The 18,841-nt window shown below is 60.7% G+C and carries 19 protein-coding genes; all 19 read right to left on the reverse strand.

The window, feature by feature from the left end; genetic code table 11:
* Positions 1-11 precede the first annotated feature (11 nt).
* Entirely contained in the window at positions 12-1,337 is a 1,326-nt protein-coding gene (gene flhF / locus KGB14_RS16005) for a flagellar biosynthesis protein FlhF (RefSeq protein ID WP_223487747.1), read from the reverse strand.
* 11 nt (positions 1,338-1,348) lie between these two features.
* Positions 1,349-3,478, reverse strand: coding sequence for a flagellar biosynthesis protein FlhA (gene flhA, locus KGB14_RS16010; protein WP_223487748.1), 2,130 nt, complete (start codon positions 3,476-3,478; stop codon positions 1,349-1,351).
* Between the two features lie 254 nt (positions 3,479-3,732).
* Positions 3,733-4,872 carry a flagellar biosynthesis protein FlhB gene (gene flhB / locus KGB14_RS16015; protein WP_223487749.1) on the reverse strand — a complete coding sequence of 380 codons (1,140 nt, stop codon included), beginning with the start codon at positions 4,870-4,872 and terminating at the stop codon, positions 3,733-3,735.
* A 3-nt stretch (positions 4,873-4,875) separates the two neighbouring features.
* Positions 4,876-5,658, reverse strand: a complete 783-nt coding sequence (gene fliR, locus KGB14_RS16020; protein ID WP_223487750.1) for a flagellar biosynthetic protein FliR — start codon at positions 5,656-5,658, stop codon at positions 4,876-4,878.
* 3 nt (positions 5,659-5,661) lie between these two features.
* Complete coding sequence (gene fliQ / locus KGB14_RS16025) at positions 5,662-5,931, reverse strand: flagellar biosynthesis protein FliQ (RefSeq protein ID WP_007948918.1); 270 nt, start codon at positions 5,929-5,931, stop codon at positions 5,662-5,664.
* On the reverse strand, positions 5,928-6,686 hold the full coding sequence (fliP, locus tag KGB14_RS16030) for a flagellar type III secretion system pore protein FliP (protein WP_223487751.1): 759 nt from the start codon (positions 6,684-6,686) through the stop codon (positions 5,928-5,930). Before fliP ends, fliQ begins: the two co-directional genes overlap by 4 nt.
* Complete coding sequence (fliO, locus tag KGB14_RS16035) at positions 6,686-7,147, reverse strand: flagellar biosynthetic protein FliO (protein WP_223487752.1); 462 nt, start codon at positions 7,145-7,147, stop codon at positions 6,686-6,688. Before fliO ends, fliP begins: the two co-directional genes overlap by 1 nt.
* Positions 7,148-7,606 carry a flagellar motor switch protein FliN gene (gene fliN, locus KGB14_RS16040; RefSeq protein ID WP_411740787.1) on the reverse strand — a complete coding sequence of 153 codons (459 nt, stop codon included), beginning with the start codon at positions 7,604-7,606 and terminating at the stop codon, positions 7,148-7,150.
* Between the two features lie 66 nt (positions 7,607-7,672).
* The gene (gene fliM / locus KGB14_RS16045; RefSeq protein WP_223487754.1) at positions 7,673-8,641 is read right to left on the reverse strand and encodes a flagellar motor switch protein FliM; all 969 of its coding nucleotides are present in this window, start codon (positions 8,639-8,641) and stop codon (positions 7,673-7,675) included.
* Between the two features lie 9 nt (positions 8,642-8,650).
* On the reverse strand, positions 8,651-9,154 hold the full coding sequence (gene fliL, locus KGB14_RS16050; protein WP_223487755.1) for a flagellar basal body-associated protein FliL: 504 nt from the start codon (positions 9,152-9,154) through the stop codon (positions 8,651-8,653).
* 224 nt (positions 9,155-9,378) lie between these two features.
* Positions 9,379-10,758, reverse strand: coding sequence for a flagellar hook-length control protein FliK (locus KGB14_RS16055; protein WP_223487756.1), 1,380 nt, complete (start codon positions 10,756-10,758; stop codon positions 9,379-9,381).
* 105 nt (positions 10,759-10,863) lie between these two features.
* Positions 10,864-11,211 carry an Hpt domain-containing protein gene (locus KGB14_RS16060; RefSeq protein WP_223487757.1) on the reverse strand — a complete coding sequence of 116 codons (348 nt, stop codon included), beginning with the start codon at positions 11,209-11,211 and terminating at the stop codon, positions 10,864-10,866.
* A 31-nt stretch (positions 11,212-11,242) separates the two neighbouring features.
* Complete coding sequence (locus KGB14_RS16065) at positions 11,243-12,949, reverse strand: fused response regulator/phosphatase (RefSeq protein ID WP_223487758.1); 1,707 nt, start codon at positions 12,947-12,949, stop codon at positions 11,243-11,245.
* Positions 12,950-12,954: 5 nt separating this feature from the next.
* Positions 12,955-13,254, reverse strand: coding sequence for an STAS domain-containing protein (locus KGB14_RS16070; protein ID WP_223487759.1), 300 nt, complete (start codon positions 13,252-13,254; stop codon positions 12,955-12,957).
* Between the two features lie 165 nt (positions 13,255-13,419).
* Positions 13,420-13,869, reverse strand: a complete 450-nt coding sequence (gene fliJ / locus KGB14_RS16075) for a flagellar export protein FliJ (RefSeq protein WP_223487760.1) — start codon at positions 13,867-13,869, stop codon at positions 13,420-13,422.
* A gap of 6 nt (positions 13,870-13,875) precedes the next feature.
* The gene (gene fliI / locus KGB14_RS16080; protein ID WP_223487761.1) at positions 13,876-15,234 is read right to left on the reverse strand and encodes a flagellar protein export ATPase FliI; all 1,359 of its coding nucleotides are present in this window, start codon (positions 15,232-15,234) and stop codon (positions 13,876-13,878) included.
* Positions 15,224-16,024 (reverse strand): flagellar assembly protein FliH, encoded by an 801-nt coding sequence (gene fliH, locus KGB14_RS16085; protein WP_223487762.1) that lies wholly within the window; start codon positions 16,022-16,024, stop codon positions 15,224-15,226. Before fliH ends, fliI begins: the two co-directional genes overlap by 11 nt.
* 7 nt (positions 16,025-16,031) lie before the next feature.
* Positions 16,032-17,051 carry a flagellar motor switch protein FliG gene (gene fliG / locus KGB14_RS16090; RefSeq protein WP_003184041.1) on the reverse strand — a complete coding sequence of 340 codons (1,020 nt, stop codon included), beginning with the start codon at positions 17,049-17,051 and terminating at the stop codon, positions 16,032-16,034.
* Positions 17,044-18,831 carry a flagellar basal-body MS-ring/collar protein FliF gene (fliF, locus tag KGB14_RS16095; protein WP_223487763.1) on the reverse strand — a complete coding sequence of 596 codons (1,788 nt, stop codon included), beginning with the start codon at positions 18,829-18,831 and terminating at the stop codon, positions 17,044-17,046. Before fliF ends, fliG begins: the two co-directional genes overlap by 8 nt.
* Between the last annotated feature and the right edge of the window lie 10 nt (positions 18,832-18,841).

Here is an 18,841-nt window from a genome sequence, read left to right on the forward strand (position 1 = left end):
TCATTAATACCTCAGCCAACCCGCTTGGTCGGACTGTGGTAAAGGTCAGCGAACATATCAGCCATGGCTTCTTCGCTGGGTTCTTCCTGCATTTGCACGCTAACGGCGCGGCTGACCAACTGATGACGACGCGGCAGATGCAAATCATCCGGGATCCGCGGGCCATCGGTCAGGTAAGCCACCGGCAATTCATGGCTGATGGCCAGGCTCAACACCTCGCCCAAGCTTGCCGTTTCATCCAGTTTAGTCAGGATGCAGCCAGCTAGCCCGCAACGCTTGTAACTGTGATAAGCGGCGGTTAGAACCTGTTTCTGGCTGGTGGTTGCCAAAACCAGATAATTTTTTGATTTGATGCCTCGTCCGGCCAGGCTTTCGAGCTGCATGCGCAGTGCCGGATCGCTGGCCTGCAGGCCGGCGGTATCGATCAGCACCACGCGTTTGCGCAGCAAGGGTTCCAGCGCCTGCACCAGCGATTGGCCCGGGTCGACGTGGGTCACCGAGACATTGAGGATGCGGCCCAGGGTCTTGAGCTGCTCCTGAGCCCCGATGCGATAGCTGTCCATGCTCACCAGGGCGATGTTTTGCGCGCCGTACTTGAGCACGTAACGGGCCGCGAGCTTGGCCAGCGTGGTGGTCTTGCCCATGCCGGCCGGACCGACCATGGCAATCACACCGCCCTCTTCCAGTGGCTCGACTTCCGGGGTGGCAATCATCCGCGCCAGGTGCGCGAGCAACATGCGCCAGGCCTGACGTGGCTCTTCAATCTCGGTAATCAACGCCAGCAAGTCGCGTGACAACGGGCCGGACAGGCCGATGCGTTGCAGACGACGCCAAAGGTTGGCCTGCGCCGGACGGCTGCCTTGCAGCTGATTCCAGGCCAGCGAGCCGAGCTGCACTTCCATCAGTTCACGCAGGCTGTTGAGCTCGAAACGCATCGAGTCGAAGGCACGCGGGTCGACGCCGGTCGCTGCGGCAGGCGCGGGAGCCGGACGCCGAGGTTCGGCCAGTGTCGACTCGATCAGCGGCTCGGCGGCGGTCAACGGCAGGCCGGCGAACAATTGGCGATTGGTGGTCTTGTCGCTCTCGCCATCGCCACGCAGGCTCAGTTCGGCCTGGGCGGTAACGATCCGCGACTGGGTCTTGCGCAGCTCATCCTCGAGTTCCATGTTCGGAACACGCGGGGCCAGCGCCGACAATTTGTAATCCAGGGCAGCCGTCAGCTCGACACCACCGGCGATCCGGCGATTGCCAATGATGGCGGCATCGGCGCCCAGCTCATCACGAACCAGTTTCATGGCCTGACGCATATCGGCGGCGAAAAAACGCTTAACTTGCATAAACCACTACCTCAGCCGTTGGGCCCTACTGTCGCAACGATGGTCACTTGCTTGTTGTCAGGAATTTCCTGGTAAGCCAACACATGCAAACCCGGGACTGCCAGTCGGCCGAATCGCGAGAGCATCGCGCGAACCGGACCGGCCACCAGCAGAATCACCGGTTGACCTTGCATTTCCTGACGCTGCGCCGCTTCGATCAACGAGCGTTGCAGTTTCTCTGCCATGCTTGGCTCCAGCAGAACGCCCTCTTCCGAGCCTTGTCCTGCCTTCTGAAGACTATTGAGCAATATTTGTTCCAACCTTGGTTCCAAGGTGATCACAGGCAGCTCCGACTCAGTGCCTACAATGCTTTGCACGATGGCACGGGATACACCGACGCGCACCGCGGCCACCAAAGCGGCAGTATCTTGACTCTTGGCGGCGTTGTTCGCGATGGCTTCGGCGATGCTGCGAATGTCCCGTACCGGCACCTGTTCGGCCAGCAACGCCTGCAAGACTTTGAGCAGTTGCGACAGCGAAACTACCCCCGGCACCAGCTCTTCGGCCAGTTTCGGCGAGCTTTTGGCCAGCAATTGCATGAGTTGCTGGACTTCTTCGTGGCCGATCAGCTCGCTGGAGTGCTTGTACAGAATCTGGTTCAAGTGCGTTGCCACTACCGTACTGGCATCGACCACGGTGTAACCGAGGGATTGCGCCTGGGCACGCTGGCTGATTTCGATCCAGACCGCCTCCAGACCAAAAGCCGGATCTTTGGCGGTAATACCGTTGAGCGTACCGTAGACCTGCCCCGGGTTGATCGCCAGCTCGCGGTCCGGATAAATCTCGGCCTCGGCCAGGATCACGCCCATCAGGGTCAGGCGGTAGGCGCTGGGCGCCAGGTCGAGGTTGTCACGGATATGCACGGTCGGCATCAGGAAGCCCAGGTCCTGTGAGAGCTTTTTACGCACGCCCTTGATCCGCGCCAGCAACTGACCACCCTGATTGCGGTCCACCAGCGGAATCAGGCGGTAGCCGACTTCCAGGCCGATCATGTCGATCGGGGTCACGTCATCCCAGCCAAGCTCTTTGGTTTCCTGAGCACGGGCCGGCGATGGCAGCAATTCCTGCTGACGCTTGACCTCTTGCAGCGCCTGAACCTTGACCGCGTTCTGCTTCTTCCAGAACAGATAAGCGCCGCCCGCCGCCAGGGCTGCCATGCTCAGAAAGGAGAAGTGCGGCATGCCGGGCACCAGCCCCATCACCGCCATCAAGCCAGCGGCCACCGCCAGGGCTTTCGGCGAGGCGAACATCTGACGATTGATCTGTTTGCCCATGTCTTCCGAACCGGAAGCACGGGTCACCATGATTGCCGCGGCAGTCGACAACAGCAGTGATGGCAATTGCGCCACCAAACCGTCACCGATGGTCAACAAGGCATACACCCGACCGGCATCGCCAAAGCTCATGCCGTGCTGGAAAATGCCGACCGCCATGCCGCCAATCAGGTTGATGAACAGAATCAGCAGACCGGCGATGGCGTCACCACGCACGAACTTGCTGGCACCGTCCATCGAACCGTAGAACTCGGCTTCCTGGGCCACTTCCATCCGGCGCAATTTCGCCTGGTTCTGGTCGATCAGGCCGGCGTTCAGGTCGGCGTCGATGGCCATCTGTTTGCCGGGCATCGCATCGAGGGTGAAGCGCGCGCTCACCTCGGAAATCCGCCCGGCACCCTTGGTCACCACGACGAAGTTGATGATCATCAAGATCGCGAAGACCACGATACCAACCACGTAATTACCGCCAATCACCACCTCGCCGAAGGCCTGGATCACCTTACCGGCGGCGGCATGGCCGTCCTGACCGTGGAGCATCACCACCCGTGTCGAGGCCACGTTCAACGCCAGTCGCAGCAACGTCGCCACCAGCAGAATGGTCGGGAACACGGCAAAATCCAGCGGTCGCAAGGCGTACACGCAGACCAGCAACACGACGATGGACAAGGCAATGTTGAACGTGAAAAACACGTCCAGCAGGAACGGCGGCACCGGCAACATCATCATGGCCAGCATCACCAGCAGCAACAGCGGCACACCCAGATTGCCCCGACTGAGATCGGCGACGTTTGTGCGTGCAGTGCTGATTAACTGAGAGCGATCCACCGGTTTTCCCCGTTCCTTTAAAGCAAACTTTTGACGCCTGAAGCAGGCGCAGGGCGGCTACTGCAAGAAGCCTTCCAACTTTTGCCAAGCGGGGAAATAGAGGGCTGTCTGGGGGGATTTGTATCGTTCGTATCGGCGTCTTCGCGGGCAAGCCTCGCTCCTACAGTCCCGTGTCGTTCGCATATACCGCGACCGACTTAAAACCTGTAGGAGCGAGGCTTGCCCGCGAAGAGGCCGGCACTACCAACGCACAATCAGGAATCGCGACGCAAATCCGGCGGAATCGGCAAATCATCCCCGGGCAGATCCGGACGCTTGCCCTTGCCGGCGCGGTACTGGCGGATCTGGTAGACGTAAGCCAATACCTGAGCCACTGCCAGATACAGCCCGCCGGGGATTTCCTGATCCAGTTCGGTGGAGTAATAAATCGAACGCGCCAGCGCCGGCGATTCGAGCAGCAGCACTTCATTGGCCACCGCGATTTCACGGATCTTCAAGGCCAGGAAGTCGCTGCCCTTGGCGATCAGCATCGGCGCCCCACCCTTTTCCGGATCGTATTTGAGGGCCACGGCATAGTGCGTCGGGTTGGTGATGACCACGTCGGCCTCGGGGATCGCGGCCATCATTCGCCGCTGGGACATCTCCCGCTGCAACTGGCGAATGCGTTGTTTGACCTCTGGCCGCCCTTCCTGATCCTTGTGCTCGTCGCGCACTTCCTGCTTGGTCATCAGCAGTTTCTTGTGGCTCTCCCACAGCTGCACCGGCACATCGACCGTCGCGATGATGATCAGCCCGCACGCCATCCACAACGTGCTCCAGCCGACCACTTGCAGGCTGTGAATGATCGCCATGTCCAACGGCTCATGGGCGATGCGCAGCAGATCATCAATGTCCGACGACAAGACCGCCAACGCCACGAACAAGACGATGAAAAACTTCGCCAGAGCCTTGAGCAACTCCACCAGCGCCTTGGCTGAAAACATCCGTTTCAGGCCAGCGCCGGGGTTCATGCGACTGAATTTCGGCGCCATGGAGCCCGCCGCGAACAGCCAGCCGCCGAGGGAAATCGGGCCAATCAATGCAGCCAACAGCAAAGTGATCATCACCGGTTGAATCGCCAACAGGGCAATCTGTCCCGAGTGCAGCAAGAAGATGCCCATGCTGCGCTGATCCAGAATCACTTCCCGCGACAGCGTGAAGTTCATCCTCATCAGCTCCATCATGTCCTGGGCCAATGCACCACCGAAAATCAGCAGCGCACCCGCGCCAGCGAGCATGATCGCCAAGGTATTGAGTTCCTTGGAACGCGCAATCTCGCCCTTCTCACGGGAGTCCTTTTTGCGTTTCTCCGTGGGGTCTTCCGTTTTGTCCTGACCGCTCTCGCTCTCCGCCATGACTCAGCGCGCCCGTGCCAGTTCACGTAAAAACTGCAAGGCCTCGGAAGCCAGCGGTTGATACTGATTGAGGATGTCCGCCAGCCCGACCCAGACGATGAACAGCCCGAGCACCAGGGTCAGCGGGAAGCCGATCGAGAAGATGTTCAGCTGCGGCGCCGCCCGGGTCATCACGCCAAACGCAATGTTGACCACCAGCAACGCGGTGATCGCCGGCAACACCAGCAACAATGCGGCGCCGAGCACCCAGCCGAGCTTGCCAGCCAGTTCCCAGAAATGATTGACCATCAACCCGCCACCGACCGGCAGCGTGGTGAAGCTCTCGGTGAGCACTTCGAACACCACCAGGTGACCATTCATGGACAGAAACAGCAGCGTCACCAACATGGTGAAAAACTGCCCGATCACCGCCACCGAGACACCGTTGGTAGGGTCGACCATCGAGGCGAAGCCCATGCCCATCTGGATCGCGACGATCTGCCCCGCCACCACGAATGCCTGAAAGAACAGCTGCAAGGAGAAGCCCAGGACCGCGCCGATGATGATCTGCTCGGCAATCAGCAGCAGCGCACTCAAGTCCAACGCATTGACCGGCGGCATCGGCGGCAGGCCGGGAGCGATCACGAAGGTGATCGCCAGCGCGAAGTACAGACGCACGCGCTTGGGTACCAGCGTCGTGCCGAAAATCGGCATGACCATCAGCAACGAACCGACGCGAAACAGCGGCAACATGAACGTTGCCACCCAGGTACTGATCTGGGTATCGGTCAATTGCAGCAGCGACATGGTCTAGCCGATGACCTGAGGAATACTGCCGTACAACTGCAGGATGTATTCCATGAAGGTCTGCACCAGCCACGGGCCGGCAACGATCAGTGTCACCAGCATCACCAGCAGGCGCGGCAGGAAGCTCAGGGTCTGTTCGTTGATCTGGGTGGCCGCCTGAAACATCGCCACCAACAGGCCCACCAGCAAGCTCGGGATCACCAGCACGGCGACCATCATGGTGGTCAGCCAGAGCGCTTCGCGAAAGATGTCTACGGCCACTTCCGGCGTCATGGCGAAACACCGCCGAAGCTGCTCGCCAGGGTACCGATAATCAACGCCCAGCCATCCACCAGCACGAACAGCATGATTTTGAACGGCAGGGATATGATCAGCGGCGAGAGCATCATCATCCCCATGGCCATCAGCACACTGGCCACGACCAGGTCGATGATCAGGAACGGAATGAAGATCATGAAGCCGATCTGGAACGCGGTTTTCAGCTCAGAGGTGACGAACGCCGGCACCAGAATCGTCAGCGGCGCCTGATCCGGCGTAGCGATGTCGGTGCGTTTGGACAGGCGCATGAACAGCTCCAGATCGCTGCTGCGAGTCTGGGCCAGCATGAAGTCCTTGATGGGTACCTGAGCCTTGGTCACGGCATCCTGGGCGGTGAGTTTTTCCGCCAGATATGGCTGCAAGGCATCCTGATTCACGCGATCGAACACCGGCGCCATGATGAACATGGTGAGGAACAGCGCCATGCCGGTGAGGATCTGGTTCGACGGTGTCTGCTGCAAGCCCAGGGCCTGACGCAGGATCGAGAAAACGATGATGATCCGGGTGAAACTGGTCATCAGCATGACGAACGCCGGGATGAAACTCAGCGCGGTCATGATCAGCAGGATTTGCAGGCTGACCGAGTATTCCTGAGCGCCGTTGGCGTTGGTGCCCAGGGTGATTGCCGGGATCGACAACGGATCGGCGGCCAGCGCCAGCGGCGCGACCAGCATCAGGGCCAGCGTCAAGACGATGCGTAACGCACCCATTACTTCTTATCCTTCTGATCCTTGCCCAACAGCTCCAACAGACGCTGGGCGAACTCCGGAGTCGCTTTTTCAGTCCCGCTCGGCACTTGCACCGGCTCCTTGAGCACATGCAACGCAGTGATGGTGCCTGGGCTCAGGCCAAGCAGAATCTGTTCGTTGCCGACCTGCACCAGCATCAAACGGTCACGGGGACCCAGCGCCCGGGAACCGATCAGCTCGATCACCTGCCCCTTGCCGGCCGGCCCGGCCTGCTGGACCCGGCGCAGCAACCAGGCGAGGAAGAAGATCAACCCCAGCACCAGCAGCAAGCCGAACACCAACTGCGTCAATTGCCCGGCCACACCGCTGCTGACAGCCGGCGCGGCGGCCGCTGTCGCAGCCGTCGTCACGGGCTCGGCCGCCCACACGCTGAACGGCAAGGCCAGCGCCAACCCCAGCACAAAACCCGGAACCTTTTTCACTCAGCGCAGCTTCTTGATGCGTTCGCTTGGGCTGATCACGTCGGTCAGGCGGATGCCGAACTTTTCGTTGACCACCACCACTTCACCGTGGGCGATGAGCGTGCCGTTGACCAACACGTCCAGCGGTTCGCCAGCCAGACGATCGAGCTCGATCACCGACCCCTGGTTGAGTTGCAGCAGGTTGCGGATGTTGATATCGGTGCTGCCGACTTCCATGGAAATCGACACCGGGATGTCGAGAATCACGTCCAGGTTCGGACCGTCCAGCGTCACCGGATCGTTGTTCTTCGGCACGCTGCCGAACTCTTCCATCGGCAGACGGTTGGACGGCGAACTGGCGGCATCGGCAGCCAGCAAGGCATCGATATCGTCTTGCCCGGCGTCACCGGTTTCTTCCAGGGCCGCAGCCCATTCGTCAGCCAGTGCCTGGTCGTCCTGGGCGTTCATATCGTCATTCATCATTTGTCCTCGGCGGGCACCTGCTCAATCAAGAGCAGTCAATTAAAAGGGAGGGTGGAGCGCCGGTCAGCGGCGCTCGATCGGTTCGATCACTTGCAACGCGAGGTTGCCTTTGTGCGAGCCCATCTTGACCTTGAAGGCCGGCACGCCGTTGGCGCGCATGATCATTTCTTCCGGCATCTCGACCGGGATCACATCCCCCGGCTGCATGTGCAGGATGTCGCGCAGGCGCAACTGGCGACGGGCGACGGTGGCCCCGATCGGTACGTCGACGTCCAGCACGTCCTGGCGCAAGGCGTTGATCCAGCGCTCGTCCTGATCATCGAGGTCCGACTGGAAGCCGGCGTCGAGCATTTCGCGCACCGGCTCGATCATCGAGTACGGCATGGTCACGTGCAGGTCGCCGCCACCGCCATCGAGTTCGATGTGGAACGTCGACACCACAATGGCTTCGCTCGGGCCGACGATGTTGGCCATGGCCGGGTTCACTTCCGAGTTGATGTACTCGAAGTTCACTTCCATGATCGCCTGCCAGGCTTCCTTCAAATCGACGAAGGCCTGCTCCAGCACCATGCGCACCACACGCAGTTCGGTAGGGGTGAATTCACGCCCTTCGATCTTCGCGTGACGGCCGTCGCCGCCGAAGAAGTTGTCCACCAGTTTGAACACCAGTTTGGCGTCGAGGATGAACAGCGCAGTGCCGCGCAGCGGTTTGATCTTGACCAGGTTGAGGCTGGTCGGCACGTACAGCGAGTGCACGTATTCGCCGAACTTCATCACCTGCACGCCACCGACGGCAACGTCCGCCGAACGGCGCAGCATGTTGAACATGCTGATGCGGGTGTAGCGGGCGAAACGCTCGTTGATCATTTCCAGGGTCGGCATGCGTCCACGGACGATGCGATCCTGGCTGGTCAGGTCGTAGCTTTTGACGCTGCCGGGTTCGGCGGCGGTATCGGTCTGTACCAGACCATCGTCGACGCCATGCAACAGCGCATCGATCTCATCCTGGGACAGCAGGTCCTGCACGGCCATGTCGTGTTCCTACTGCAGTACGAAATTAGTGAAAAGCAACTGTTCGATCACCACTTTGCCAAGCTCTTTCTGCGCCACTTCCTGGACGCTGGCCGTGGCCTTCTGACGCAACATCTCCTGGCCGACCGGGGTCGCCAGCGTGGCGAAATCCTGACCGGAAAACAGCATCACCAGGTTATTGCGGATCACCGGCATGTGGACTTTGAGCGCGTCCAGATCGGCCTGATTGCGACCCTGCATGGTGATGCTCACCTGCATGTAGCGCTGGCGGCCGTTCACGTTGTAGTTGGCCACGAAGGCCGGCGCCATGGGCTCGAAAATCGCCGGCTGCTTGCCGACCACAGCGGTTTCAGCCGCGGCGGCAGGCTTGCTCTGGGCGCTGTGCATGAAGTACCAGGTCGCCCCCACGGACAAGCCGATCGCCAGCAACAGGGCCACGACGATCACAATGATCAGCTTGATTTTGCCTTTGGTTGCGGGGTCTTTCACTGGTGCTGCGTCGCTCTTAGCCATGCCAATAATCCGTCACTATTCGGGTTTTCACAGTCGCACGGCAAGGCAAGAGCAAGTGTTATGCCAGAAGTGTTGGGAGGGAGTTGAGGCAGGGGATCATCAGCTACAACAAAACAAATGTGGGAGCGAGCCTGCTCGCGATAGCGGTGTGACAATCAACGCAGATGTTGAATGTTACTACCTCATCGCGAGCAGGCTCGCTCCCACAAGGGGGTGGCGTTTGATCAGGCGTAGTAGTCGACGGCGCTGGAGCCAATCACACTGGTGGTGTTGGCGGCGACTTCAGCGACAGTCGCAGGAAGCTCTTCATCCACAGAGTCAACTCGACCGCCACTGGCGTTGGTACGTCCACCCTGCCCCTGTTGAGCCTGCTCCTGCCCCTGCCCCTGCCCCTGCCAGCCGCGGGACTGATCGGAAACGTTGACGTCGACCTGGCCCATGCCCTGCTGCGCAAACATGTCACGCAGGCGATGCATTTGCCCATCGAGCGCTTCGCGAACGCTTGGGTGGGCGCTCATGAAGGTCACCTGGGTCTGCTGATCGGGAACCATGTTCACCCGAATATCGAGGCGTCCCAACTCGGCCGGTTGCAACTGGATGTCGGCCGCCTTGAGATTGGCGCTGGACAGGTACATGACCCGATTGACCACTTCTTCGGTCCAACCGCTCTGATGCATGGCGATTGGCTGGTTCACCGGCAATGCGTTGGCAGTCTTGGGCGTTGCCGCCTGTGTCAGTGCCGCCAGACGGTTGGCGAAGTCGTCGACACGGGTGTCGCTGCTGGCGGATTTGAGATCCTTGAGGCCGTCATCGATCAGGCCACTGAAAGCCTTCTCGCCGCCCTGGCTGGTGCTGTCCTTATCGGCTTGCACGTCGAGCATGCTCGCCATGCCGGCGGCAAAGTTTTGTGCCGAAGTCGGTTCGCCGTCAGCCTGAGCCTGGGCGGGGGACGCTTTTGGCTGGGCCTGGCTAGAAGCGGAAACGTGGCCACCTTGCTCCATGGCCAGACGCACCGCTGGTAGCGCATCGAGCGGATCGGCTTCAGGATCGAAATCGCTGTCGACGGTGGCGGCTTGCGCGGGTGCGGCAACGATGGCAACGGCAACCGGCGCTTCAACCTGCGGCGCACCGCTCGTCACGACCGGCGCAGGTGCTTGCGCTACCGGCACGGCCACCAACGGTTGAACGGCCTGCATCAAGGCTGGATCGAGGGCCGGATCAATGCCCGGCTCAACCGGTGGAGCATCGGCTACCGGCGTATCGGTCGTCTCCGGCTTGTCATCGCGGGTCGTCTTGTCGTCAGTCTGCGCCGGTTTATCGGCGGGCAAGGATTTGCCGCTATCGGCAACCGTCGGTTCCGGGGCGGCAGACTGGTCGTTGCTCACATCCTTTTTGCCGCCAGTGTCCGGGGCTTTGTCGCGTGCGGGTTTGGTCGATGCGTCCGCCACGGCCGCAGGCTTGTTCTGGGCCTGGCTGGCGTAGACCTGAGCGAAGCTGGACGCCTTGTCCCCGGGCTCAGCCGTCAGCGCCGGCGTATTGGCGGATGCGGCTTGAGTCTTGGCCGTAGCGGCGGCCTGAAGAAGAGTATTGGGGGTAACAGGCATGAAACGGTCTCCGCTGCACTGGGATCGTAGGTACAGTTGAGCAAGTTGACTGCAAGGGTCGAGCCAGCTTTGTTCGCTAGCTGCTAAAAGCGTCGGATGGTTGTCCTATTCAGCCAGGGACCGCTGGCGCTCTGCCTCGAAAAGCGGTCGGACAATAGCGAATTCACCGTCGATTTCTCCAACCAGCGCTTCTATGCCTTCGAGTTTTTTCTCTTTGGCTCGCTGCTCCAGCTCATGGCACAGCTCCGCCAGCCGGGTCGCGCCCATGTTGCTGCTGCTGCCCTTGAAACTGTGCGCCGTGGCGCCTAACCGATCGGCATCGTCAGCCCCGCGCAGCACGCTCAAGCGCTCTTCGGAATCGCTGAGAAAGGTATCAAGCAATTCTGGATACCCGTCTTCCATAACTTCCTGCAACGCGCTCAGCACGTCGCGGTCCAGATGTGTGTCAGCCACTTGTTCGCTCCTTGATCAAGAATGTCCGGGATCAGGCCAGGGCCTCCCAGAAGAACTCCACGTGAGCACTGCGCCCATTATCGGTCCAGCGCGCATGATGGCTCAACTGGCGGATCAAACTGACGCCACGTCCCGACAGACGGACACCATCGACGGGGCGCTCCATCAGCCGCGCCACATCGAAGCCCTTGCCACTGTCTTCGACCCGGATCGTCAAACAACCGCCCTCGCCTTTTGGCATCACCTGCAAATGCACCCGCACATAGCCATCCTGCAACTCGTCCAGGCGTGCATTGCGCTGCTGATAATAGCGCGCAAAACCCGAAGCATCGCGCTTGAGGCCCGAGTCCAGGCCCAGCACGCCATGCTCCAGGGCATTGGAATAAAGTTCGGCCAGCACACTGTAGAGCGCGCCACTCTGAGCCCGCAGGCCATGCACCTCAAGCAGCAACTGCAACAGGTACGGCAGCGGATTGAAACGTTTGAGCGTAGCGGCGCGGAACTCGAAGCTCACCGACCAGTCCAGCGGGCTGGACTGGCCGCTGTCGGAGTACACCGGCGCTGGCCGGCTCAGTTGCGCAGCCTCCAGCAGACTGACCTCGACCATGCTCACGTCATCGCGCGCCTCGCCGCGAAAATCCCGCAGGGCCTGTTCGATTTCCTCGAACAGCACATCAGGCTGACGATTGGCTGCAAACACCTGCTCCAATCGCTCTACGCCAAACAATTGTTCATTGGCATCGCAGGTATCGATCACCCCGTCGGACAGCAGGAACACCCGATCGCCGACGGCCATCGGGAACACCTCGGTGCGGTCATCGAAGGTTTGCGAACTCAGCACGCCCAGCGGCAAATGCCGCGCCGTCAGCGCTGTACGTTCACCACTGGTGACGCTGTGCAGGTAACCGTCCGGCATGCCGCCATTCCAGACTTCCACGCAACGGCGCTGAAAACTCAGGCACAGCAAAGTGGCACAGCAGAACATGTCCACGGGCAGGATGCGCTTGAGCTTGGCGTTCATCTCGCGCAGCGTTTCGGACAAGCCGTAACCCTTGGCGGTCATGCCGTAGAAAACTTCGGCCAAGGGCATGGCGCCGACAGCGGCCGGCAACCCATGGCCGGTGAAATCACCGAGCAACACATGCATGTCGCCGGCCGGAGTGAACGCAGCCAGCAACAGATCGCCATTGAACAGCGCATAGGGCGATTGCAGGTAACGGATGTTGCGTGCATTCAGGCAACCGGAATGGGCAACCTTGTCAAACACGGCTTTGGCCACCCGTTGTTCGTTGAGCAGGTAATCGTGGTGCCTGGCGATCAGGTCTCGTTGCTCCAACACCGTGGCTTGCAAACGTCGCAAGCGGTCCATGGCCTTGATCTTGGCGGCGAGGATCACCTGGTTGTAAGGCTTTGCCAGAAAATCATCGCCTCCGGCCTCCAGGCAACGGGCCAGCGCTTCACTTTCGGTCAGCGACGTCAAAAAGATGATCGGCACCAGTGTTTCGCCGGCCAGCGCCTTGATCTGCTGCGCAGCCTCGAAACCGTCCATCACCGGCATCATGGCGTCCATCAGCACCAGGTGCGGTCGTTGCGAGCGAAATGCTTCGACCGCCTCGGCACCGTTGGCGGCCGTCAGCACCTCATGGCCCTGACGACGGACGATACTCGACAGCAGCATACGGTCGGCCGCGCTGTCTTCAGCGATGAGTACTGTCAGCGGCTCGACTGGCGGCTGCATGACGGTCAACTGATGTCGAACAGTTTGTCGAAGTTGGAAATGGCGAGGATTTTCTTCACATCGGAATTGCTGTTGACGAGGCGAATATCGGAATTGTCGCCACCCGCTTGATCACGCAGCAAGAGCAGCATGCCCAGCGCCGAACTGTCGAGGTAAGTCGCTTCCTTCAGGTCGACGACAACTGCAGAGAGCTTCTTGTGCTCGTAGGACTCACGAAATTCCTGATGCTTGGCGAAATCAAATCGCCCCTTGATCGAAATCGTCAGCTTTTGGCCATCCGGGGATACTTCTGTAACGACTGACATTTCACGGCTTCCTTGTCATTGGCGAACGTACGTGTACAAGGTTTAGCACCTGACGAGGGCTGGAGCAAGGTCAAAAGATCGCAGCCTTCGGCAGCTCCTACGGAAGCGGGTTTGCATACGGTCAATGTAGGAGCTGTCGCAGGCTGCGATCTTTTGAAACCACACTCAATACGGATCCTGTCGCGGCAACCGCTGGGACAGTTCATCCAGCAGCTTCTGCTCGCGTTTGTCTTCCAGTTGCCGCGCCTCATCCCTGTAGCGCTGAACCAGTTTGCGCAAACCTTCGACCCGGGCAAACGCCTGCTGCCAGGCTTCCCGGGACTTGTTCAGATTGTTTTGATGCCAGTTCAGACTCTGACGCTGCTGGTCAATGGCCGTGCCCAACTGCGCGAGAAAGCCCTGATAACCCAGCAACCATTGCCCCGAAACGCCGCTACTGCCGCGCACGATCCATTGCTCCTGGTACTCGAGACGAAAGTTTTCCAGGTCGGCGAGTTTGCTTTCCGCCAGACGAACCTGCCCCTGAAAGTGCCCCAGGCGCTGGACCGCGGTTTTTTCGGCTTTTTCAGCCATCTCCACCACCGGCGCCAGGCGTGCCGCGCGACTCAGGGCCATGATCGATTAACCGCCCGGCGCTGGCGCGAAGACCGACGCAAGATGGCCTTCGCTGGCGCCCATGCTGATGTTGTCGTTCAGGCCCTGGCGCAGGTACATGGTCATGGCCGGTTGCAGATTAATCGCGATGTCAGTCTCCCGGTCACCGCCGGGCACATAGGCGCCGACGCTGATCAGGTCGCGGCTCTGCTGATAGCGCGACCAGTATTGCTTGAACATCTGCGCGTGGTTCAAGTGCTTGATGCCGACCACCGACGGCATGACCCGACTGATGGACGCTTCGATATCGATGGCCGGGTAATGCCCTTCCTCGGCCAGACGCCGGGACAGCACGATGTGCCCGTCGAGCACGCCCCGCGCCGAGTCGGCGATCGGGTCCTGCTGATCGTCGCCTTCGGACAATACGGTGTAGAACGCAGTGATCGAACCGCCGCCCTTTTCGGCGTTACCGGCCCGCTCCACCAGTTTCGGCAACTTGGCGAACACCGACGGCGGATAGCCCTTGGTCGCTGGCGGCTCGCCAATGGCCAGGGCGATTTCCCGCTGGGCCTGGGCGAAACGGGTCAGGGAATCCATGAGTAACAGGACATTTTTGCCCTTGTCGCGAAAATACTCGGCGATCCTTGTGCAATACATGGCCGCGCGCAGACGCATCAGCGGCGCATCGTCCGCCGGGGACGCCACCACCACCGAACGCTTGAGCCCTTCTTCCCCGAGGATGTGCTCGATGAATTCTTTAACTTCACGCCCCCGTTCGCCGATCAGCCCGACGACGATGATGTCGGCCTCGGTGAAGCGGGTCATCATGCCCAGCAGCACACTCTTGCCCACGCCAGTACCGGCGAACAGCCCGAGCCGCTGACCGCGACCGACCGTCAACAAACCGTTGATACAACGAATACCGACGTCCAGCGGCTGGCTGATCGGGTCACGCTTGAGCGGGTTGATGGTCGGGCCGTCCATCGGCACCCAATCTTCAGCCTTCATGCCGCCCTTGCCATCCAGCGCACGACCAGCGCCATCGAGCACACGCCCGAGCATGCTCATACCCATCGGCAAACGACCGGTGTCAACCAACGGAACCACACGGGCACCGGGGGCGATGCCGGCAACGCTGCCAACCGGCATCAGAAAGACTTTGCTGCCGGAGAAGCCCATGACTTCGGCTTCGACCTGCACCGGGTGATAGCTGTCATCGTTGATGACCATGCAGCGGCTGCCCATGGCGGCGCGCAAGCCTTCGGCTTCGAGGGTCAGGCCGACCATACGCAGCAGGCGCCCTTCAAGGATTGGCGCGCCAGCCAGCTCCGTGGCCTCGGCGTAGCTGCCCAGGCGCTTGGCGAAGCTGGTGCGTTCAAGGCGCATCAGGGTCGTCCAGGTCAGGGGCAACGGCGGGCTTTTCTTCGATCGGCAACTCAAGGCTGAGGTCCGGCGCGGCCGGGTGCAGCGCCTGATCGTGCAATTGATCGAACAGCTTGGCCATGACCTGGGTAACACGGGTTTCGATGGTGGCGTCGATCCGACTGTGCTCGGTCTCGACCCGGCAACCACCCGGCAACAAGGATTCGTCCTCGACGATGCGCCAGGTTTCTTCATGGCGCTCGCGCAAGGCTTTGACCTGTACGAAATCCTGCGGATTGACGTACAACCGCACGTTGCCCACGCCCAGCGGCAAGAGCTTGAGCGCTTCGCGCATGACGTGTTCGATCTGCGTCGAGTCGATCGCCAGTTCGCGCTGAATCACTTGTCTGGTGATGTGCTGCACAAGGTCGACCAGCGACTTTTCGATCTGCGTGTCCTGCTCGGCAATCGGCTCGAACAGGTTGGCCATCAATTGTTCCAGGCCCGCGATCTTGGCCGTCAGGGCCACTTCGGCTTCCTGACGGACCTTGAGCGTGGTGCTATGGAAACCTTCTTTCTCGCCAACCGCGAAGCCTTCGTTGTAGGCCTCCTGGCGAATGCTTTCGAGCTCTTCGAGGGTCAGTGGCTGGACTTCTTCCAGCGGCACTTCTTCCATTTCCGGCGGTTCGGGCTCTGGTTCCGGCTCGGGTTCCGGTACAAACGGGTCGAAACTGGGCAGCGACCAGATGTCGAAACCACCGACATCCTTGGCACGGATCAGGTCGGTATTGGACTCATCATGTTTGGACGACATAGTGACCTTAGATCATCTCTTCGCCGCCCTTCCCGCCGAGAACGATTTCTCCGGCTTCGGCCATACGGCGGGCAATGGTGAGGATTTCTTTCTGCGCCGTTTCCACGTCGCTGACGCGCACCGGGCCTTTGGCCTCGAGGTCGTCGCGCAACAGTTCGGCCGCTCGTTTGGACATGTTCTTGAAGATCTTTTCCTTGACGCCTTCGTCCGAGCCCTTGAGGGCCAGCACCAACACATCGGAAGAGACTTCGCGCAACAGCGCCTGAATGCCGCGGTCGTCGACATCGGACAGGTTGTTGAACACGAACATGAGGTCTTCGATCTGACCGGACAGGTCTTCGTCGACTTCGCGGATCGAGTCCATCAGCTGACCTTCGATCGAGCTGTCGAGGAAGTTCATGATGTCGGCCGCACGCTTGATGCCACCCAGGGTGGTGCGCGAGGCATTCGAGTTGCCGGAGAACTGCTTCTCGAGAATCTGGTTGAGTTCTTTCAGGGCCGCTGGCTGCACGGTGTTCAGCGAAGACACCCGCAGGATGATGTCCAGACGGACCTTGTGGTCGAAGTTGCCCAGTACTTCACCGGCCTGATCCGGGTCGAGGTACGCCACCACGATTGCCTGGATCTGCGGGTGCTCGTAACGAATCACGTCGGCAACGGCGCGCGGTTCCATCCACTTCAGGCTGTCGAGGCCGCTGGTGTTGCCGCCCAGCAGAATGCGGTCGATCAGGCCGTTGGCCTTGTCTTCGCCCAGAGCCTGGGTGAGCATTTTGCGCACGTAGTCATCGGAGCCGACGCCCAGGCTGGTCTGGTCGCCGACGATGTCGACGAACTCGCTCATGACCTGTTCGACCTGCTCGCGGTGCACGTTGCCCATCTGGGCCATGGCCACACCCACACGCTGGACCTCTTTGGGCCCCATGTGGCGCAGCACTTGCGCGGCGTCGGTAGAACCCAGGGACAGCAGCAGAATCGCGGCTTTATCAACCCGGGACAGTTTGGCGACAGCGGCTCGGTTATCACTCATCTGCGTTAATCCACTCTTTCACGACCTGGGCCACACGACCCGGATCTTCTGCCACCAGACTCTTGATTGCGTTCAACTGTGCGTCATAGCCTTCGCTCGGGCTCGGCAGCAGGATGCTGGTCGGGCTACCGAGGCTGACGCGATCGTTGGCCAGTTCGCCGTCCAGGCCGCCCATGCCACCGAGTTCCACGTCGCCGCCAAAGCCAGCGAGTTGCTTGCCTTTGCCGCCACCGGTGATGTTATTGAGCACCGGACGCAGCACACCGAACACCAGCACCAGGATGAACAACACACCCAGCACTTGCTTGACGATGTCCCAGAACCACGGCTGGGAATAGAACGGAATATCGGCAATCACTTCACCGCGCTCGGCGGAGAACGGCATATTGATCACGCTGACGCTGTCGCCACGGCTGGCGTCGAAACCGACTGCGTCCTGCACCAGGCGGGTGAAGCGCGCCAATTCATCGGCGCTCCACGGCGCCCGGGTGGTTTCGCCGTTAGCCGCGTTGACCTTGACCTGATCATCCACCACCACCGACACCGACAGGCGATTCAAGCGACCCTGTTGTTGTTTGGTGTGACTGATGGAACGGTCGAGTTCGAAGTTCTTGGTGGATTGTTGACGCTTGTCCGCCGGGTACGGCGCCAGCATTGGCTGGCCGGTGGCCGGGTCCATGATTTGCTGACCGTTGGCATCGAGCAGTGGCTGGCCTGGCTGCACCATGCCGGCCGACGCGGTGGCGCCACCGGTGGTTTGCGGCGCCGAGGCTGGCGACGGCGGCTGGTTGCTCAGGGCACCCGGCACACCTTGCGGGCCATTGCTGGCGGTGCGTTGTTCGTTGACCGACTGCTCACTGCGCAACGCCGGCTGGTCCGGGTTGAACTGCTCGGAAGTCGACTCGACGGCGCTGAAATCCACGTCCGCCGACACTTCGGCTTTATAGCGGTCGTTGCCCAGCACCGGCTGCAGGATGTTGTGCACACGCTGGGTCAGCATGCTTTCCATGCGGCGGCTGTAATCGAATTGCTTGCCAGCCATGGTCAGTTCGGAGTTTTCCGCCTGATCCGACAGCAGGTTGCCCTTCTGGTCGACCACGGTGATCTGCGATTTGCTCAGTTCGGGAACGCTGGTCGCCACCAGATTGATGATGGCGAGGACCTGGCCCGGCTCCAGCGAGCGACCGGAATAGAGTTCAACCAGAACCGAAGCGCTGGGCTTGCGTTCGTCGCGCACGAACACCGAGCTTTTCGGAATCGCCAGGTGCACGCGGGCACCCTTGACGTTGTTCAGGCTGGAAATGGTCCGGGCCAGTTCGCCTTCGAGACCGCGACGATAGCGGGTCGCTTCCATGAACTGGCTGGTGCCCAGCCCCTGGTCCTTGTCGAGGATCTCGAAACCGATGTTGCCGTCGCTGGGAGTGACACCAGCGGCCGCGAGCTTGAGCCGCGCACGGGACACATCATCGGCCTTGACCAGCAAGGCACCGGAGTTCGGCTCAACGGTATAGGGAATGTCGGCGGCGGCCAGGGTTTCCATGACCTGCTTGGCGTCCATGCCGGCAAGGCTGCCGTACAGAGGCCGGTAGTCCGGTTGCTGAGACCACAACACCACGGCAAAACCAATCGCCACGCTCGCAGCCAGGCCGACCAACAGGCCCACCTGACGCAACATGGTCATCTCGGAAAGGTTTTCCAGGAAGGACAACCCGAACAGCGGCGGTTTGCCGTCCATTGGAGTGGCCTTGGCCGGAACATTATCGGCGACTGCTTCTGCCATGACTCAATCT

The organism is Pseudomonas sp. A-RE-19, assembly GCF_019956555.1.
GTDB lineage: Bacteria > Pseudomonadota > Gammaproteobacteria > Pseudomonadales > Pseudomonadaceae > Aquipseudomonas.

What these genes read in the sequence shown, in the direction of transcription:
- flhF (WP_223487747.1), bottom strand. Translation starts at nt 1,337, where the DNA reads ATGCAAGTTAAGCGTTTTTTCGCCGCCGATATGCGTCAGGCCATGAAA.
- flhB (WP_223487749.1), bottom strand. Translation starts at nt 4,872, where the DNA reads ATGGCGGAGAGCGAGAGCGGTCAGGACAAAACGGAAGACCCCACGGAG.
- fliR (WP_223487750.1), bottom strand. Translation starts at nt 5,658, where the DNA reads ATGTCGCTGCTGCAATTGACCGATACCCAGATCAGTACCTGGGTGGCA.
- fliQ (WP_007948918.1), bottom strand. Translation starts at nt 5,931, where the DNA reads ATGACGCCGGAAGTGGCCGTAGACATCTTTCGCGAAGCGCTCTGGCTG.
- fliP (WP_223487751.1), bottom strand. Translation starts at nt 6,686, where the DNA reads ATGGGTGCGTTACGCATCGTCTTGACGCTGGCCCTGATGCTGGTCGCG.
- fliN (WP_411740787.1), bottom strand. Translation starts at nt 7,606, where the DNA reads ATGAATGACGATATGAACGCCCAGGACGACCAGGCACTGGCTGACGAA.
- fliM (WP_223487754.1), bottom strand. Translation starts at nt 8,641, where the DNA reads ATGGCCGTGCAGGACCTGCTGTCCCAGGATGAGATCGATGCGCTGTTG.
- fliL (WP_223487755.1), bottom strand. Translation starts at nt 9,154, where the DNA reads ATGGCTAAGAGCGACGCAGCACCAGTGAAAGACCCCGCAACCAAAGGC.
- KGB14_RS16055 (WP_223487756.1), bottom strand. Translation starts at nt 10,758, where the DNA reads ATGCCTGTTACCCCCAATACTCTTCTTCAGGCCGCCGCTACGGCCAAG.
- KGB14_RS16065 (WP_223487758.1), bottom strand. Translation starts at nt 12,949, where the DNA reads ATGCAGCCGCCAGTCGAGCCGCTGACAGTACTCATCGCTGAAGACAGC.
- KGB14_RS16070 (WP_223487759.1), bottom strand. Translation starts at nt 13,254, where the DNA reads ATGTCAGTCGTTACAGAAGTATCCCCGGATGGCCAAAAGCTGACGATT.
- fliJ (WP_223487760.1), bottom strand. Translation starts at nt 13,869, where the DNA reads ATGGCCCTGAGTCGCGCGGCACGCCTGGCGCCGGTGGTGGAGATGGCT.
- fliI (WP_223487761.1), bottom strand. Translation starts at nt 15,234, where the DNA reads ATGCGCCTTGAACGCACCAGCTTCGCCAAGCGCCTGGGCAGCTACGCC.
- fliH (WP_223487762.1), bottom strand. Translation starts at nt 16,024, where the DNA reads ATGTCGTCCAAACATGATGAGTCCAATACCGACCTGATCCGTGCCAAG.
- fliG (WP_003184041.1), bottom strand. Translation starts at nt 17,051, where the DNA reads ATGAGTGATAACCGAGCCGCTGTCGCCAAACTGTCCCGGGTTGATAAA.
- fliF (WP_223487763.1), bottom strand. Translation starts at nt 18,831, where the DNA reads ATGGCAGAAGCAGTCGCCGATAATGTTCCGGCCAAGGCCACTCCAATG.